This window comes from Desulfovibrio sp. 6_1_46AFAA, from assembly GCF_000224635.1.
GTDB classification, from domain to species: domain Bacteria; phylum Desulfobacterota; class Desulfovibrionia; order Desulfovibrionales; family Desulfovibrionaceae; genus Desulfovibrio; species Desulfovibrio fairfieldensis.
In genome coordinates this window covers 153,777-171,308 of the sequence record NZ_JH114304.1, presented here as the reverse complement: position 1 = coordinate 171,308, position 17,532 = coordinate 153,777, and the positions used below count along the sequence as shown (strand labels likewise).

General features: G+C 62.2%; 14 protein-coding genes and 1 pseudogene. 6 read left to right on the top strand and 9 right to left on the bottom strand.

From position 1 onward, the window contains the following. Nucleotides 1–184: 184 nt before the first annotated feature. Nucleotides 185–856, bottom strand: coding sequence for an adenylate kinase (locus HMPREF1022_RS13455; RefSeq protein ID WP_008685253.1), 672 nt, complete (start codon nucleotides 854–856; stop codon nucleotides 185–187). A gap of 335 nt (nucleotides 857–1,191) precedes the next feature. Then, a complete protein-coding gene (locus HMPREF1022_RS13450; protein ID WP_009303523.1) occupies nucleotides 1,192–4,386 on the bottom strand; it encodes an AsmA family protein in 3,195 nt (1,064 codons plus the stop codon). A gap of 168 nt (nucleotides 4,387–4,554) precedes the next feature. On the opposite strand from HMPREF1022_RS13450, the gene HMPREF1022_RS13445 reads away from it, so the two are divergent. Then, nucleotides 4,555–5,604, top strand: coding sequence for a glycosyltransferase (locus tag HMPREF1022_RS13445; protein ID WP_009303522.1), 1,050 nt, complete (start codon nucleotides 4,555–4,557; stop codon nucleotides 5,602–5,604). Nucleotides 5,605–5,641: 37 nt separating this feature from the next. Here HMPREF1022_RS13445 and HMPREF1022_RS13440 read toward each other — a convergent pair whose 3' ends face one another. Beyond that, on the bottom strand, nucleotides 5,642–6,007 hold the full coding sequence (locus HMPREF1022_RS13440) for a hypothetical protein (RefSeq protein ID WP_008685250.1): 366 nt from the start codon (nucleotides 6,005–6,007) through the stop codon (nucleotides 5,642–5,644). Between the two features lie 107 nt (nucleotides 6,008–6,114). On the opposite strand from HMPREF1022_RS13440, the gene HMPREF1022_RS13435 reads away from it, so the two are divergent. The 3 genes and pseudogenes from HMPREF1022_RS13435 (at nucleotide 6,115) to HMPREF1022_RS19195 (ending at nucleotide 8,256) form a co-directional block, all read left to right on the top strand. Beyond that, the gene (locus HMPREF1022_RS13435; RefSeq protein WP_008685249.1) at nucleotides 6,115–7,515 is read left to right on the top strand and encodes a radical SAM protein; all 1,401 of its coding nucleotides are present in this window, start codon (nucleotides 6,115–6,117) and stop codon (nucleotides 7,513–7,515) included. A gap of 185 nt (nucleotides 7,516–7,700) precedes the next feature. Beyond that, nucleotides 7,701–8,069 (top strand): annotated as a pseudogene (locus tag HMPREF1022_RS19200) (AraC family transcriptional regulator); the annotation flags it as partial. A gap of 13 nt (nucleotides 8,070–8,082) precedes the next feature. After that, nucleotides 8,083–8,256: a helix-turn-helix domain-containing protein gene (locus HMPREF1022_RS19195; protein WP_083823316.1), complete on the top strand. Its 174-nt coding sequence runs from the start codon at nucleotides 8,083–8,085 to the stop codon at nucleotides 8,254–8,256. Here the strand turns inward: HMPREF1022_RS19195 and HMPREF1022_RS13425 are convergent. Next, nucleotides 8,240–8,629, bottom strand: a complete 390-nt coding sequence (locus tag HMPREF1022_RS13425) for a cupin domain-containing protein (protein WP_009303520.1) — start codon at nucleotides 8,627–8,629, stop codon at nucleotides 8,240–8,242. The two genes, HMPREF1022_RS19195 and HMPREF1022_RS13425, sit on opposite strands and share 17 nt — an antisense overlap. Before the next feature lie 210 nt (nucleotides 8,630–8,839). Here HMPREF1022_RS13425 and HMPREF1022_RS13420 point away from each other — a divergent pair, with 210 nt between their 5' ends. Continuing rightward, nucleotides 8,840–9,286 carry a flavodoxin gene (locus tag HMPREF1022_RS13420; protein WP_009303519.1) on the top strand — a complete coding sequence of 149 codons (447 nt, stop codon included), beginning with the start codon at nucleotides 8,840–8,842 and terminating at the stop codon, nucleotides 9,284–9,286. Between the two features lie 1,138 nt (nucleotides 9,287–10,424). Next, nucleotides 10,425–12,371 (top strand): methyl-accepting chemotaxis protein, encoded by a 1,947-nt coding sequence (locus HMPREF1022_RS13410; RefSeq protein WP_009303518.1) that lies wholly within the window; start codon nucleotides 10,425–10,427, stop codon nucleotides 12,369–12,371. Between the two features lie 84 nt (nucleotides 12,372–12,455). On the opposite strand, the gene HMPREF1022_RS13405 is transcribed toward HMPREF1022_RS13410, so the two are convergent. The 5 genes from HMPREF1022_RS13405 to HMPREF1022_RS13385 form a co-directional block, all read right to left on the bottom strand. Beyond that, a complete protein-coding gene (locus HMPREF1022_RS13405; protein ID WP_008685241.1) occupies nucleotides 12,456–13,166 on the bottom strand; it encodes an ABC transporter ATP-binding protein in 711 nt (236 codons plus the stop codon). A gap of 2 nt (nucleotides 13,167–13,168) precedes the next feature. Continuing rightward, nucleotides 13,169–13,939 carry an ABC transporter ATP-binding protein gene (locus tag HMPREF1022_RS13400; protein WP_008685239.1) on the bottom strand — a complete coding sequence of 257 codons (771 nt, stop codon included), beginning with the start codon at nucleotides 13,937–13,939 and terminating at the stop codon, nucleotides 13,169–13,171. Next, the gene (locus HMPREF1022_RS13395) at nucleotides 13,936–14,967 is read right to left on the bottom strand and encodes a branched-chain amino acid ABC transporter permease (RefSeq protein WP_008685237.1); all 1,032 of its coding nucleotides are present in this window, start codon (nucleotides 14,965–14,967) and stop codon (nucleotides 13,936–13,938) included. The genes HMPREF1022_RS13400 and HMPREF1022_RS13395 overlap by 4 nt, the downstream gene beginning before the upstream one ends. Continuing rightward, the gene (locus tag HMPREF1022_RS13390; RefSeq protein WP_008685235.1) at nucleotides 14,964–15,869 is read right to left on the bottom strand and encodes a branched-chain amino acid ABC transporter permease; all 906 of its coding nucleotides are present in this window, start codon (nucleotides 15,867–15,869) and stop codon (nucleotides 14,964–14,966) included. Before HMPREF1022_RS13390 ends, HMPREF1022_RS13395 begins: the two co-directional genes overlap by 4 nt. 205 nt (nucleotides 15,870–16,074) lie before the next feature. Continuing rightward, entirely contained in the window at nucleotides 16,075–17,196 is a 1,122-nt protein-coding gene (locus HMPREF1022_RS13385; protein ID WP_008685232.1) for a branched-chain amino acid ABC transporter substrate-binding protein, read from the bottom strand. Nucleotides 17,197–17,532: the final 336 nt, after the last annotated feature.

Sequence of the window (17,532 nt, the reverse complement as noted above, 5' to 3'; positions counted from 1 at the left end):
CACGGACGGCATCCTCCCTGAAAACAGGGGGCTCCGGCACGGGCATTTTCGCGGGCAAACTGAGATTGTGAGCAAGAGGATAGCCGCATTGTCGGCAAAAGGGAAGCTGCCGGAACCGGGGTAAAGATAAAAAAAGTGCCCCTTACGAGGCACTTACGACATGCGGTCAGAACGCGGCCGGAATTCAGCTCAATTTGGAGAGCAGGGTCTCCTTGATGGAGTCGATGCTGCCTTCGCCGTTGAGTTCGATGTATTTGGTCTTGCCCTCGTCGGCCAGCTTCTTGAAGAAGTAGGCGGCGGCCAGGGTACCGTCGGTGGTATTGTAATAAATGTCGTGGCGCTTGTTGATGGCGTTCTCGTCCTGGTCGTCGCTGCGCGCGGAAAGCTCGGCCCCGCAGACCCGGCATTTGTCGCCGTCGGGCTTGATGGCGTCAATAAAGATATTGTTGGGGTGGTTGTTGTTTTCCTTGCAGAGACGGCGGCCCATGATCCGGTTTTTCGCCACTTCGCGCGGCAGCAGAATTTCCACCACGTAGTCGAGCTTGAGACCTTCTTTCCGCAGGGCTTCCCAGAGCTTCTGGGCCTGGACCATATTGCGGGGGAAGCCGTCCAGCAGCCAGCCGTCCTTGCCCTTGGTCTTCAGGGTTTCCAGCACCATGGGAATGGTGATGTCGTCGGGCACCAGGTCGCCGCGGTCAATATAGGCCTTGGCTTTTTTGCCCAGCTCCGTGCCGCCGCCGATATGTTCGCGGAAGATGGCGCCGGATTCGATGTGAGCAAGATTGTACTTTTGTTTGATCAGATTGCCCTGGGTGCCCTTGCCGCTGCCGTTGGGTCCGAAAATCAGGATATTCACCGTTGCTCTCCTTGACGGAACCGGATGTTAATTTGTGCAAAAAAGAACACGCTCTTTGCGGTTCTAGCCCGGAAAACCCGCTCTGTCAACGGGGGCGGCGAAGAACGCAGGGTCATTCCGTTCCCTGCCGTTGTTTTGTTCTGCCCTTCGGGCATTAGCGGGATACCTCATCCGTATGCCAAGCCCATAGAATTAAGTACCCTATGAAAAGTAACCTGCTCCAAATACAAAATCACTCTGCCTACGGCAGGAGAACAAAATGGCCCTGGCGAGAAACGGACGGCTCGTGGGATTGTCCGGCGGGCAGCCCAAAAGGCATATCGCGTTCACAGCTGTCAGCGGAACAGCTTCCAGGTTCCCTCCACAATGCCGCCCAACACGTCCACAAACCCCGAGGTAATCCCGCCGATGGTGTTCAGGATCAGCTTGCCCGCGCCGATGGAAGTTTTGCTGTCGTGCAGGCTGCCGTAGAGGCGCAGGGGGAAATCGGGCAGATTTTTCATATTCACGGTAAAGTTGCAGTCCAGGGTTTCCTTGTTGAGATCTATCCAGCCGCCGCCGTGAACCTTGAGCCCCGGTCCCTGCAGGCTGAAGTCGCTGCTGTGGACCACCCCGGACGCGATATCGCCCGAGGCCGAGGCCAGATCAAAACGCGTGGGCTTGCCCTTGAGTTGGCCGTCAGTGCCGCGTTTCTGGTAGGAACCGTCGCGCACGCTAAAACGCCAGAGGCCGTTCAGGGCGGCGGGCAGCTGGCCCGGTCCGGTCAGGGCGCCCCGCACCTCGGAACTGATGCTGCCCCGGCCTCCCAGGGCCGCGCTGCCGCCCCTGTCCCGGCTGGCGGCGGTCAGGTCGAAGTCCGTCACGGAGAGGGAACTTTCAAAACGCAGGCCCTTGGTAAAGTCGATGCCCGCCCGGCTTTGCAGGGGCGCGCCGTAAAAACGGCCTGTATTGGGCCCGCAGTTCAACTGGCCGTTTTCCAGATTGAGCGGCAACTTGAGATCCTGCACCTTGAAACGCCAGCCGGTCAGTTGTTTGACGCGCAGTTCGCCCTTGGCGCTGAAACCGCGCATGAAGCTGAAATCCCAGGCGCCGCCCGCCGGTTTGACCGCGCGCCCCTTGGCCGCTTTGGCATTCTTGTCGTCCAGGTAGCGGTTCAGGTCGACATTGTCCACGGAAAGGGAGAACGTCAGGCCCGGCTGTTTGCGGATAGAGGCGCTCAGCGAGCCGCTGACCGAGCTCTGGTCCACACGGGCGCGGATGTTGCTGAGAGAGAACGTTTCCGGAGTGCCCTTAAAATCCGTCTCCAGAGAGAGCGTGTTCAACCCGGGCGGCAGCTTAGCCGCCGTGCTGAAAGCCTGCCGCAGGGTACGGCTCAGGTCCCGGCTGAACGCGGAAACCGAGCCTTGCCAGGCAAGGCCGCCCTTGCCGCTGTTGACCTGGGCCTGGCCCCGCAGCTCCACGCCCAGCGCATTGGCATGGGCCTTGCCGACTGCGAGCTGGTTGCGCGCGCCCTGGCAGGAAAATTCGCCGCTCAGGTCCGCCTGCAGGCCCTCGGGCAGCGCACTGAGCGCCGGACTCAGGCGCAGCGCCAGACTGCCAGGCAGGTTCTGAAAGTCCAGATTACCGTTGCCGCCGCCGTCGCCGCTGAACCAAAGTCGGCCGTTCAGATCCGCCCGGCCGTTCAGGTCCACGCTGTCCAGCGCGCCGCTCCACTGGCCGTCCAGGCCCAGACGGCCCTTTTCCCAGGCGGCGGAACGGGCCTTGAGTTCCACATCCATGCCCGTGAAGGCCAGGCTTCCGGACGCGCCGGGCAGGCGCAGGGCCCCCTGCTCGCCGCGCGCGCTCACCGTACCCCGCAGTTTGCCCAGAAAGACGTCCAGTTCCCGGCCCTGGCTCATGATGTCCACATCGGCCCGCAGGCGGCCGCTTTTGATGGGCAGCACGGGCATCGCCTTGCCCAGGAGAGCGCCGTTCACGTCGCGGAAGCGCATCTTGATGGCATAGGGAAGCTCGGGACCGCCGCCCAGAATGCACTCTCCGCGCACGCTGCCGCCGTAGAGCCGCCCCTCCGCCGTGAGCAGGGTGTCTTCCAGGCCGTTTTTGTCCATCTTGCCGGGGCTGATGACCACCTTGGCGTCCTCAATGAGCAGAGGGCCGTAATCCACTTTGGCGGCGGCCAGCCGGATGTCGTAGTCCACGCCAGTTTCGCCGGGTTTGAGAGGCTCGCCGGGCAGCGGCGTCAGCGAATCGTGAAAAAAACGGGGCCCCAGGGGCGGTTTGCCCACGGACTCGGGAATCGCCAGTCCCAGATTGAGGCGCTCGGCCCTGAGATCCAGAGCCACCTCCGGCTTGGCCCAGCTGGCAACCCCGCCCGAACCGGTAAAGCGCGCCCCAGCGCAGCGCACCGCAATGCGCGGCACCGTCAGGCCCAGGCCGTCCAGATGGAAATCCAGATTGCCGTCGGTAAGGTTGTCCAGGGCCAGTTGCAGGCCGGGCGCGAGATTGCGGGCAAAGCCCAGCCACTGGGTCAGGCTCGCGCGGTGCAGCAGCAGGCGGCCGTCCAGGCTGAAGTCCTGTTCCTTGTTTTGCAGCGCGCCGGGCAGGCGCAAGGTCCCGCTGAGCTCCCCGCTGTCCGGCCCGAGCTCCAGCCGGAGCCGCTCCAGGTTGACAATCGGCTCGCTGCCGCGCATGGCCGCCGTGCCCGCCACGGAGAACGGCAGCGACTCCCGGTCCTTGGCCAGTTCCCCGCGCAGATCCGCGCGCGCCGTCCAGCCCGTGGCCCCGCCCTGCAGATCCAGGGCCATGTTGAAGCGCTCAAGAAAAGGCGGCCAGCGCAGCGAGCCGCTGAGCCGCAGCTTGGGCGTGGCCGTGAGCGGCGTCCGCAGGTCGCTTTCCCCTTCGGCCAGAAAATTGTCCAGGCGGATCAGGGGCGCTCCCTGCCGCCGCAGCAGAACCGCGCCCAGATGCACTCTGCCGCTGACAACGGCCGGGGCTTCCGTGTCCAGGCGGCATTGCAGGCCGCTCAATTGCAGGTGCGCGCCGTCCGTGCCGATGAGTTCGGCTTCGCCCTGGACAATGGTCATGCGGCAGCCGTCGGGCAAATCGGGCAGGCCGCCGCCGTTCCCGCGCAGGCGGGCCGCCAGCGCGTCCATGTCCCCCAGGGGCAGGGGCAGCGCACCGCCCAGCTTGGGCCGCAGCAGGGAAATGTTGCGCGGCACGAATTCCCCGCGCAGCAGAGCCAGAAAATCAGGCCGCAGCGTGGCATAGGCCACGGAGAAATGCAGGTCCTTTCCCCGCACCGAGGCGTTGCTCACCGCGATGGAAGGCACGGGCAAAAGCACCACGTCCACGGCTTCCACACAGAAGATCAGGCCCGTGCGCGCGGAAATCCCGTCCAGATAGTGGCGGGTGAGAGCCTCGGGATTACGCTGCAAAAGATAGAAGGCCGTCGCCAGCAGAACCGACAGCACAAGCAGCAGCGCCAGGAAAATGCGCAGAAGAAGACGTAAGCGGCGGGCAGTCAAAAACATGGTTGTTATTCCACGCCTTGACGCCATGGGGCGTCGGGGCTAGTTAGGAAAACGCGGTTAATGGCCTTGTTGTTCCCATTAACCGGCGTTTCCTCAGGAAAAAGTATTTTATCTTGCCGTATTTGGCAACAGCCCGGCGGTCGCGCCGCCAGTCCGTTCCGGGGGGCTATGCAACGTCTGTTATGGATCGGCAGCCCTTTTTTCTGCCAGTCTCTGCGCTCCTGCGGCTGGCAGGATGTGGCCCTGCACAATTTTGAAGACGCCCGCGTATTCTGCTGGGAAGAACTGGTGCGCCTGGCCGGGTTCATCCCGGACGTATTGGTGGTGGCCGACAAAAGCCGCCCGCCCTTTGTGCTGGGCATGGAGCGCTTTCCCTGTTTGACGGTTTTTTACAGCGTGGATTCGCACATCCACAGCTGGCAGCCCCTGTACGCCCAGGGCTTCGACGCCTGCCTGGTTTCCCTGCGCGACGATCTGGAGCTTTTTTCCGGCCCCTTTCTGCCGCCCGAGCGCGTCTGGTGGTCGCCGCCCTTCGCACAGGACGACGACCAGCCCCGCCCCGGCATGCCCAAGCTCTGGGACTGCCTGTTCGTGGGCACGGTCAACGAAAACACGCCCCGGCGCGCCGCCTTTCTGCGGGAACTGACGAGTCGCCTGCCGGGCCTGCACCAGACGCGCGGCAACTACCGCGAGCTCTTTCCGCAGGGGCGCGTGCTGCTCAACCATTGCGAGCACGGGGACCTGAATTTCCGGGTCTTTGAAGCCATGGGCTGCGGCGGCTGCCTGGTGACGCCGCGCGTGGGGCACGGCCTGGCCAAACTTTTCGTGGACGGCGAACACTTGGTGGGCTACACGCCGGACGATGCGGGAGACGCGCTGTTCCGCATCGAACTTCTGCTCAAGAATCCCGAGCTGGTGACCTATATCGGGGAAACCGCCCTGGCCGAGACTGACGCCAGGCACCGGGCCAGGCACCGGGCACAGGCCTTCACGGACCATCTCTGCGATCTCTGGATGCAGGATGCCGCCGCGCTGATCGCCGCGCGCCAAGCCAGAGCCGAGGCCATCCGCGAGGAATGCCTGAAAATGCCCTATCTGCTCTGGGCCGAGGAGCTGGCGGAACCGGATCTCAAGGCCGCCTATCTGGCCGCGGCCAGAGGAAATTACGGGCTGGCGGGATCAGAGCATTTTCACAATAAGCGAAAATCTCAAGCGTAATTTGTTCTGGCGGATCACAGACATCCGGCGAAACGATTCAGCGGCGGCCCGCAGGGTCGGCGCCCGCGTCCGCAAGCGGATCAAAATGCAGGTCCAGGGCCGGATCAGGGGCGGGATTGTCCTCACGGCCGAACCGATCAGTCCGGGCGGACGGGGCCGGGTCCTCAAAGCTCAGATGCAGCAGGGGATCGCGGGCCGGAAGGGTTTCGGTGGGCCGGGGTTCGGAACCGGCGCTGCCGTCCAAAGCGTCTAGGCGCGATTCCATGGCCCGTAACAGGACGCGCATCTGGGCGTGTTCGTCACGCAGAACCTGGCAGAGGCGTTCCTGGCTGCGCAGCATATAGAACAGCACGGCCAGCATGCCCAGAAAGCAGAGAAAGATAAACAACATGATGGAAAACATGGCGGGCCTCACAAAAGCGCTGTGCGCGCCGGGCGGGCCGGAAAAGCCCGTCCGCGTCGCGCCTTCCCGCTTATATACGTTAGCCCCGGCTTGGGCAAGGAGGATTTATGGCCGCTCCGCGTCTTGAGCCGCATCTGGTCATGGCCGACCAGAGCGGCAACATCTATGACGATCCGCAATTGCTGATGGTCTGTCGCCGGGGTGCCCAGTGGGGCCTGCCGCGTCCCGACGAACTCATGCCCCTGCCCGAGGAAAGCGAGCTTTTTCTTCTGCCGGGCCGCCGGGCCGTGGGCCTGAATCCGGAAAGCGGCGAAACCGAGGTTCTGGACCAGCTGGCAGTGGCCGCCTTTGCCGCGCCCGCGCACACCCTTTCGGCCCACCCGGCCTATGAAAGCGAAACCGGCGCGCCCCTGCTGCCCCTTTTCGCCTACGGCGCGGTGGGCTTCGCGCACGGCCGCTTTTACGTCTGCGCCCGCAAGGTGGACCAGGACCCGCGCCAGCGGTTCCAGCGCATCCCGCGCGTCCGCATTGAGCAGAACGTGCGGCGCCTGTTGCGCGAGCACCCGGACAACCGCTTGGTCCGCCATATTCTGGACAATTGCGTGCTGCGCTACGACTGTCCGGCGGCGCGCAACTTCGCTCTGGGCCGCTATGAAGCGCCGCTGCCCACCTCGCGCGCCTGCAACGCGCGTTGCGTGGGCTGCATTTCGGCCCAGGACAAGGATTCGCCCGTGGCCGTGACGCCCCAGTGCCGTCTGGCCTTCACTCCCGAAGCCGCCGAAATCGTGGAAGTCATGCGCCTGCACCAGAGCCGGGAAACGGCCACGCCCATCTATTCCTTCGGCCAGGGCTGTGAGGGCGACCCCCTGACCAATGCGGACCTGCTGGTGGAAAGCGTGCGCCTGTTCCGCACCGGCGGCGGCCGGGGCACGGTCAACTGCAATACCAATGCCTCCAATCCCGAGGCTGTGGCCCGTCTGGCCGAGGCCGGGCTGACCAGTATGCGGGTGAGCTGCAACAGCGCCCGCGAGGCGCTCTACCGGCGTTACTACCGGCCCGCCGATTACAGCTTCGCCGACGTGCGCGCTTCCATCCGCGAGGCGCGGCAACGCGGCATCTTCGTCTCGCTCAACCTGCTGTTCTTCCCCGGCGTCACGGATACCGAAGAGGAACTGGAGGCCCTGGCCCGCCTGGTGGGCGAAAACGGCGTGAGCATGATCCAGTGGCGCAATCTGAACATCGACCCGGAATGGTATTTCCGGCTGATGAGCGGCCGGGAGGGAAGCACCTCCCCCGCGGTTCCGGACGCCGCGCTGGACACGGCGCCGAGCATGGGCCTGACCGTGTTCATGAAGCGGCTCAAAAAGCTCTGTCCCTGGCTGCGCTACGGCTACTTCAATCCCTATCTGGGCGACAGAGCGGAAATCACGGCCCCCCTGCCCGGCGCGTGGCGCATGCCCGAGCCCGAGGCCAGGAGCGCCCTCGGCGCCGCGGGGGCCGAGGAATAGGCGCTCCGGCAGGGAAGCATGGTCTCTATCACATACCGACATACGGCTTCCGGCAAGGTTGAATTTGTGGCTTCCCGGAATGCCGCGCAAAGGTATCCCTGGCATCTGCATGCGGCGCATTGGGTAAGCGGCGTCGTGCTGTCCGGCGGCCTTGTGCTGGAAACCCGCGCCGAGGCGCGTTACCTGTGGACCGGCGGCTATTTCAGGATTCCCCGGCGTGTGCCCACAGGCTGTTTCTTGAACCCGGAACAACCCTGCTGGCGGCCTGCCTGCCGACGAATTCCTCCATCCTCCCGTATGACGCCCGGCTTGCCGGGCTGGTACGCGAAGCCTGCGTGCCTCTCGCTCTGGGCGCGCGAGCAGAGCACCTGGGCCGATATCTCCTCCACGCGCAACCGCCGGAAGAAAGCACTGCGGAACCACCAATACAAAGCGTGTGCCGCCTGCTGCTGGACGACCCCGCCACGCCCTGGCCCCTCAAGCGACTGGCCGCCCTGGCGGGTTACAGCCCCTGGCATTTTCTCCGTCGTTTCCGCCGGGAGACCGGCCTGACGCCCCACGCCTTTTATCTGCTCTGCCGCCTGCGCCTGGCGCGCCCTGTTGCGGGCGGATACGGCAGCGGCCGAGGCCGCCGTATCCGCCGGTTTTACGGACCAGAGCCATCTGCACAAGCTGTTCAGGCGACAGCACGGCATGACGTCGGAGCAGTTCCGGCGGGCAAGCCTCAGGCTGGAAGCGTGATGAATTTGGCGAACAACCAGAGGCCGTTTTCGCCCGCGCGGACTTCATGCGGCGTCTTGGCGGGCAGGATCGCCATGCTGCCCGGCAGATAGGCGATCTCTCCCTCCGGCGTCAGGCACACGCCTCTTCCCCCGACAACTTCATGCAGTTCCAGGCTCGTGCCGTGGGCGTGCCTGCCGATCCCGCGCCGGGCTTCAATCCTGACCAGGTGGCAGCTCAGCAAGCCCTCCGTCAGCTCAGGCATGACCAGATTTTTCAGAAACACGCCGGGAAAATCCTTATGCTCCTTCCAGGGTTCCACCGCGAGCACCGGTAGCTGACCGGCAACAGTCAAACGCCCCTTGGCAAAGCAGTCAAACAGCTCCTTCTGCATCTCATCCTCCTTGATTGGCTTTGCCCCTTCCATAGGACGAAACGCGGGCCTTTTATTGTAAAAATTTGCCGTACTCCGTGCTGCCGCCCCCGGCAAGAGATGCGCAATTTCCACTTGACGAAACAGGGCTGGGTGGCTATTTCCTTTTTGAACGAATTGAAAAAGAATTTCAATTTTATTCCAATACGTCCGAGCCAGAAGGAGAAGGCCATGAGCAAGATTTTAATCGTTTACGGTTCCAGCACCGGCAATACCGAGAGCATCGCCCACAAGCTGGAGCAACAGCTGGCCGCAGCCGGGCATGAAGTGAAGGTGCTCAACGCCGCCGATGCCTCGGCCGAACACCTGGCCGATGGTTATGACGCCGTATTGTTCGGCGCTTCGGCCTGGGGCGTGGACGACCTGGAACTGCAGGATGATTTTGCGCCGCTGTTCGAAGAATTCGACGTCATGGACCTCAAGGGGCGCAAGCTGGCCGCCTTTGCCTCGGGCGACCGGGATTACGAACACTTCTGCGGCGCCGTGGACGTTATCGAGGCCCGCAGCAAGGAGCTGGGCGCCGAGATCATGACCGACGGCCTGCGCCTGGAAGGCGACGGCGGCTCCGCGCCCGATGAAATCGAATCTTTTGTCCAGGCCGTACTGAAGAAGCTGTAATCCTCCTCATACAGCCCTCCTGAACGCGAACGCCGGTCAGAAACCGGCCAAGCAGCTGCCATGAGAAAGGCCCGGAACCATCGGGGTTCCGGGCCGCTTGCTTGTCAGGGCGTGGGCGCTTCTCCCATATTGCGGGGCCAAGCCGAGCCGTTTCAGCAGCGCCGGAAGAATTTCCGATCCGGTTTGCCCACGGCGACGGCTGTCGGAAATGGCGGCTTGGCGGGCTCCCATCCCCCGGGCCGGTTCCGCTTGTCCCGCGCAGCCGGTGACGTTCAGGATTCGGACACAAGCATCAGAAAAGGCGGCGTCCATTGTCGCTCTCCTTGCTAAAGCAATGGGAGAGGGACGTTCGCCTGTTTTGAACCAAAACTAAAAAACCTCTTGAGGCTGGAGCCTCAAGAGGTTTTTCTGTTGCCGTTCCGGAGCTGTTTGGGGAGTGCCCGGGAACATGCCTGCCTGTGGGGAGGCATATAAACCGAATCATCCACAGATCGTAAGCACGATCGACGGAGACTTCGGGTGGAGAGAGGCAGCCATTCTTCCGAAAGACAGGTTGGAAAGTATGTTTTTGCATGAGCGGCGGGAGGGAAAAAGACATTTAAAAACCTAAAGCAAATTGAGTTCATGCCGATATGGGCGGTAACTGGCGTTAACCTGTCACTTTTGTTCCAGTGGATGACAGCAGTAAGCATACAAAAACTTACGGAAGGATGTATTGCAATAATATTCCGTAATAATAAAAATTAAATAAGCCTATATTTTATTTTATAAAGGTATTATTCTTCATATTTTACATTCTAAATTATGTTTTTATAACCAAATACACATATCATTATAAAAAGAGGGCAACTGCTTTTATAAATTCCTGAGGAGAAAAAAATGAAACACAACTTATGAATATGGTATGTGCCTGTTTCAAACGGCACCGGGAGGCTTCAGGTCAAGGCCACAATCTTTTCTGGAACTCTTCCTCAATTTCATGTGAAACAAATGGCATCATGGAGAAGAATGTCAGAAACTACTGTCAAAGGTTGCTAGGTGAATTATGAAATTGCAGACAAAATTGATTCTTGGCTTTTCATTAGTTCTTTTTATGACTCTGGCGCTGGGATGAGCCTCTTATTACCTGACGGATGAGATGAGCCGGTTTTCCGGCCAGGCAGCGCATATCGAGAACAGTAAAACAGCCCTGCTGAACACACAGGCCGCCTATCTGCGTTATATCGTTTATGGGAGCGACAGCTTTGCCCAGCGTGCCCGGGAACAACTGGCGGAAGCCAAAAAGCAGTTCGAATTGTGTCTCCCCATGGTTGCGAGCCCCGAAAACAGGCAGAAAATGTCGGGTTGCATCAAGCAATTGGAGGCCATTCTGCCGGTTTTACAGAAATGTATTGACGACCAGAAAAAAAGCATACGTCTGCTGGCTCAGGCCGATGAAGCCCGCGTGGGTCTGACAAAGGCCTTTGATGCCATGGAGGCCATGATTCGCGAGGTAATGCTCACTCAGGGCGTTGACGCGACCAGCATCGACAACCAGACAAAGGTGTTGGAACTGCGCATCGAATTCAACCGATTGCGGACCGAGCTTCGCAGCCTCTCCCTCAGGTCCACGCAAGAGGAGCTTAACTCCGTTTCGACCGCCCTGAAAAACATGCGGGATGCCATGGTCGAACAGGCGAACCGGTTTCGGACGCCCAGCAATAAGGCAGCGATGGCGGCCATCATAAGGGAGATGGACAAATACCTTCCCAGCGCGCAGGCCTCTATAGAGTTCATGCACCAGATGGGAGTGGACTTGCGCTCCCTGGCCGGGCTGTTCCGCAACGTTGACCAAAGCGCGACGGAGCTGTCCACCTTCGGCGTTTCGCAGGTGCAGGAAAGCAATAGCGACGCCAATTTCGTCATCCTCGGCTTCTGCGGGGCGGCATTGCTCTGCGGCATCTTCATCACCGTCTTCCTCACCCGTAACGTGAACGCGCAACTGGGCAAAGACCCCGGCCAACTGAGCGTCATTGCCCACCGCGTGGTGGGCGGCGACTACAATGTGGACGACGGCGGCAAAAAGCAGGGCGTGTACGGGGCCATTGTGGAGATGGTGGGCGCTCTGGAAAGGAACATCAAGAAGGCCGAGCTTGAATCCCAAAACGCCCAGGAAGCCACGGTCAAAGCCGAGGAAGCCATGAAAAAGGCTGAAGCGGCCGGCCAGGAGGCCAAAGCCAAGGCTGAAGCCCTGCTGAACGTCGCGGGCAGGCTGGAAGAAGTGGGCAGTGTGGTTTCTTCGGCGTCCACGCAGCTTTCCGCCCAGATCGAACAGTCCGACCGGGGCGCGGGCGAAGCGGCCCAGCGTCTTTCCGAGGCCGCCACGGCCATGAACGAAATGAACGCTACCGTGCAGGAAGTGGCCAGAAACGCCTCAGCCGCTTCAGCCGCTTCCGCCGACACCAAGGACAAAGCCACCGCCGGCGCGCAGGTGGTGGAACGCTCCTTGCGACGCATAGAGTCCGTGCATCAGGTTTCGCTGGAACTCAAGGACGACATGACCCAGCTCAATGAGCACGCCCGTTCCATTGACCAGATCATGGGGGTGATCTCGGACATCGCGGACCAGACCAACCTGCTGGCCCTGAACGCCGCCATTGAGGCCGCCCGCGCGGGCGAGGCCGGACGCGGCTTTGCCGTGGTGGCCGACGAAGTGCGCAAACTGGCCGAAAAGACCATGGCCTCCACCAACGACGTGGGCAATGCCATCAAGGCCATTCAGGAAAGCACGGCCAAGAGCACGGCTTCGGTGGACAATGCCGTGGCCCAGATCGAGGAAGCCACGGACCTGGCCAATGAATCAGGCCGCGCGCTGGAAGAAATCGTGACCACAGCGGAAACCACGGCCGATCAGGTCAACGCCATTGCCACGGCCAGCGAGGAACAATCCGCCGCCAGCGAGGAGATCAACCACTCCATTCTCCTGTGCAACGACATGAGCAGACAGATCGCCGACGCCATGGCCGAGGCTGCCAAGGCCGTGTCCGGTCTGGCCCGGGAGGCTCAGGAGCTTTCGGAACTGATTCATGAAATGAAAGAGGGGTAACCCAACAAGATTGTTACAGCGCTGTTACAGCCGGATCTGGTCATCATCCCTCTGTGCCCATCCGGTTGTGACAGATGCGTCCCGCTATCCGCCCAGATACGCCTCGCGCACGCTGGCGTCGGCCAGCAGGTTTTCCGCGCGGTCTTCCATGACCACTTTGCCCACTTCCAGCACGTAGCCGCGCGCGGCCAGCTTCAGGGCGGCGCGGGCGTTCTGCTCTACCAGCAACACGGTGACGCCGCGCTCGTTGATGGTCCGCACGGTTTCGAAAATGGAGCGTACCAGCAGCGGAGCCAGCCCCAGAGACGGCTCGTCCAGCAGAAGCAGGCGCGGTTCGGCCATCAGGGCCCGGCCGATGGCCAGCATCTGCTGCTCGCCGCCGGAAAGCGTGCCCGCCAGTTGCTCCTTGCGCTCCAGCAGGCGCGGGAAAAGATCAAAAATCCATTCCAGGGTGCGTTCGCTACGGGCCTTGTCCCGGATGCAGAATGCGCCCAGGCGCAGATTTTCCAGCACGCTCATGGCCCCGAAGACCCGGCGGCCCTCCGGGGACTGGGCTATGCCCAAGCCCACCACCTCATGACTGGGCAGGCGCAGCAGGGGCTTGCCCTCAAAGAGAATCTCGCCTTCACAGGGACGCACCAGACCGCTGATGGACAGCAGTGTGGTGCTTTTGCCCGCGCCGTTGGCCCCGAGGATGGTGACGATCTCGCCCTCCTCCACGCGCAGATTGATGCCGTGCAGCACTTCCACGCTGCCGTAGCGCACCCGGATGTCTGAAAGGGTCAGCAGAGACATATTCACCACTTCTCGTCGTCGGCGCCCAGATAGGCTTCAATCACCGCCGGATGGCGGCGCATGGCCTCGGGCGCGCCCTCGGCGATCAAGGTGCCGTGCTCCAGCACCACCAGTTTTTCGCAGATCCGCATGACCAGGCGCATGTCGTGCTCAATAAGCAGCACGGTGATCCCCCGCTCCCGGATGGCGCCGATGATGTCCACCAGAGCCGCGGTTTCCTGGTCGTTCATGCCCCCGGCGGGTTCGTCCAGGACCAGCAGGCGCGGGTCCGAAGCCAGAGCGCGCGCGATTTCCAGCAGCCGTTGATTGCCGTAGGACAGGCCTCCGGCGGCTTCCGCGCGGCGGTCGGCCAGGCCCACGAAGCGCAATTCCTCCATGCAGCGGGCCACGGCGGCCTTTTCCTCGCGGCGCTGGCCCGGCGTGTGCAGCATGCAGGCGAACAGACCGGCCCTCATCCGGCAATGCCGTCCGGCCAGCACGTTTTCCAGCACGGGCAGCTTTCCGAACAGGCGGATGCTCTGAAAGGTACGCGCAATGCCCAGTTCCACCACCCGGTGGGGCTTCAGGCCGGTAATGGGCTCGCCGTCAAAAAAGATCCGGCCCCGCTCCGGCGTGTAATTGCCGGTAATGCAGTTGAAAACCGTGGTCTTGCCCGCGCCGTTGGGCCCGATCAGGCCCACAATGCTGCCCGCATCCACCGAAAAGGAAAGATCGTTGACCGCAATGAGCCCGCCGAAAATCTTGGTCACTTCCTGCAGGGAAAGCAGCTTCATGCGGGCCTCCCCTGTGCCGGGGCGGGCTCAGGCCCGCGCGCGGCATCCTCCGGGAGGCGCGGCGGAAGGCCCGGCGGCACATCCGGCGGCAGGACTGGAATGTCCGGGGGCACGGCGTAGCGGCGCGGACCGGGCGGCAGCAGGCCCTGCGGCCGCCAGATCATCATCACCATCATGGCCAGACCGAAGATCAGCATGCGCGCGGCGGAAAACTCGCGCAGCACTTCCGGCAGGCCGATGAACAGAAAAGCGCTGACCAGCACGCCCAATTGGCTGCCGCCGGAAAGGATGACCACCGCGAAAATGATTACCGATTCCATGAAGTTGAAGGATTCCGGCGCGATGGTGACCATTTTCGCGGCGTAGACCGTGCCCGCCATGCCCGCCCAGAAGGCCCCCAGCACAAAGGCCAGCAGCTTGTAACGGGTGACGTTGACTCCGCAGCCCTCGGCCGCGACGTCGTCTTCCTTGATGTAATTCAGCGCCCGGCCGAAACGCGAGCGCCAGAGCCCGTAAAAGAGCAGCAGGCTCACGCCCACCATGCCCCAGACCAAATAATAGAACTGCACGCTTTTGACGATCTTGTAGCCGAAGAAACGCGGGCGGCTGATGCCGAAAATGCCGTTGGAGCCGCCGGTCAGGCCGAAGACGTCGTTGATCAGGGCGATGCGCACAATCTCCACAATGCCGATGGTCACGATCAGCAGATAGTCGCCGCGCAGATGGATGATGGGCCGGGCCACCAGCAGGGCGAAAAGAGCCGCGGCCGCGCCCGCCAGGGGCATGGTCCAGAAGATGGGCCAGTGGCAGAGGGTGTTCAGGATGGCCGTCACATACGCGCCCACGGCGTAAAAGGCCGCGTGCCCCATGTGAAAGATGCCCGCCTGGCCCAGAATCACGTTCAGCGAAAGGGCCAGCAGGGCGTAGAGGCCGATCATCACGCAGACGTCCAGCCAGTAGGGATTGCAGACCAGGGGCAGCCCGCAGAGCAACGCGCCCATCAGGATGTACAGGGGCACGCGCTTCATAGCTTGTCCGCCGTGCGTTCGCCCAAGATGCCCGTGGGCCGGATGATCAGAATCAGGATCAGCACCAGAAAGGCGATGGCGTCCTTCCAGGCGATGGCAATGTACCCGGCGGCCAGGGCCTCGATGACGCCCAGCAGCAGGCCGCCGATCATGGCGCCGGGAATGTTGCCGATGCCGCCCAGGATGGCGGCGGTAAAGGCCTTGAGCCCGTAGGACCAGCCCATGGTGAAGTCGATCTGGCCGTAGTAGATGCCGACCATCAGACCGGCCGCGCCGCCCAGGCCCGGCCCGATCAGAAAGACCAGGGAAATGATCCTGTCCACGTTGATGCCCATGAGCCGGGCCGCGCCCGGATCAATGGCCACGGCGCGGATGGCCGCGCCCGTGCGGGTGCGCTGGATGAAGGCCGAAAGCCCGAGCATCAGCAGCACGCTGGCCGCGATGACCAGCAGGCGCACGCCCGACACGGCGACGCCGAAGAGATGCACCGTGAAGTCCGGGCGCAGAAAATCAGGATAGACGTAAACGCGCGCGCCGTAGATCAGCATAACCGCGTTCTGGAAAAAGATGGACGCGCCCAAGGCCGAAACCACGGCCGAGAGACGACCGGCATTGCGCAGGGGGCGGTAGGCCGCGCGCTCCAGCAGAAAGCCGAGCAGCGCCACCAGCAGGCCCACCATGATGAAGACCGCCAGCACGGCCAGGGGCAGAGGCAGCATGCCGGAGAGATTACAGCTCACCAGAAGGGTCAGGCCCAGATAGGCGCCGATGGTGAACAGATCGCCGTGCGCGAAGTTGATGAGCTTGAGCACGCCGTAGACCATGGTGTAGCCCAAGGCCACCAGCGCGTAAATGCCGCCCACGGCAAGGCCGTTCAGAAGCTGTTGAAAAAATTGTTCCATATTTCCCGGCGCTCAGAGCAAATCAAGCCGCTGGCGGAGCATGCTGAAAACGCCCCGGAAACTTGCGGCTAAAAAGATGGATTTTGTTCCCTGGCAAGGAAAAAACCGGACGCGGGCCAGGGGTAGTACTCTTTACGTACAGCCCTGGGCCGCGTCCGATTTTTTGACGCGGCCCAGGGGGCAAAAGACGCTTTTTAGCCGCAACTTACTTGGATTGCAGAACAAAAGCCCCTTTCCCATCAACAACATAGGTGCGGTAGAACTCGCCCACGCGGTCGCCCTTGGCGTCAAAGCCCAGGGCCCCGGACAGGCCGGGCATGTCCTTGAGCTGCTTGAGCCAGGCGGCCATCTGCTCGGGTTCGGTCTTGCCCGCGGCCAGCGCGGCCTCAATGACCTTGAAGGCGTCCCCGGCCAGCACGGCCCAGACCGACACGGGCACGCTGTTGTACTTGGCCTTGTAGGCGGTCAGGAAATTGCGGGCTTCCGGCATGTCCATATCCTGGGGCAGGGGCGGGCTGATGAAGAAGTAGCCGGCCGCGGCCTCGGGACCGGCGATCTTGACCAGATCCTGATGGTTGGCAGCGTCGCCGCCCATCATGGGCACGTTCCAGCCCATTTCCTTTTTCTGGCGCAGCAGCATGCCGGTTTCAGGATAATACCCGGTGAAAAAGACCAGATCCGGACCGGCGGCCTTGAGTTTGGTCAGAATGGCGGTGTAGTCCCGCTCGCCGGGAGTCAGGGCGTCGTAGAAGAGCACCTTCACACCGGCTTTTTCCAGGGCGGTGCGGGTTTCCTCGGCCAGACCCTTGGCGTAGGAAGAATTGTCGTGCAGCAGGGCCACGGCCTTGTAGCCGCCCTTGACTATGGCCGCGGCGGCGGATTTGCCCTGGGCGTCGTCACGCGGGCAGGTGCGGAAAAAGAGAGGCAGGCCCTTTTCGGTCAGGCGCACGCTGGTGGAACCCGTGCCGATCTGCACCAGCCCGGCTTCGTCCAGAATATTCTGGCTGGCCTCGGTCACGGCCGAGCCGTAGGTGCCGATGACCGCCACAACTCCGGCCGAGGCCAGCTTCTGCGCGGCCAAGGCCGCCGTGCGGGGATCCCCGGCGTCGTCTTCCACCACCAGTTTGATTTTCTGACCGTTGACGCCGCCCTTGCTGTTGGCTTCATCCACCAGCAGGCTGACGATGTTTTTCATGTCCTGGCCTTCAGAAGCCCATTTCCCCGTGAGCGGGCACATCAGCCCCACCTTGAGGTCGGCGGCCAGGGCCGCCGCGGGCAGAAGCAGAGCAAGAGCCAGCGCGCCCAGCCAAAGATGCAGTCCTTTCATGAAATACCCCCATCCCGGTATGCGAAGTTTCAGCGAGCAAATAGCTTACTCCAAAATGCGAGAAAGCAAAAGCCCCCGCGCGAACCTTTGCGGCGCGGGGCCGGAAGCGGCCCGCCGGCCGGCGATGCGCGCCGCCCGAACAGGCGTTGTTTTGCAAAAGTCATACAATTCTTTCCACTGTAACACAGCCGTAAAACTCGACAGCTAAAAAAATTTCCTATAGAATGTAATATATAAAGCCAGCGGAACAAGAAAGGGGGCAACAGGTTTTCTGCAAACGCGTTTTTCCCGCTTTTGTTCCGCCGCCGGCCGGATCTGTCCGAACCGAATCCACGG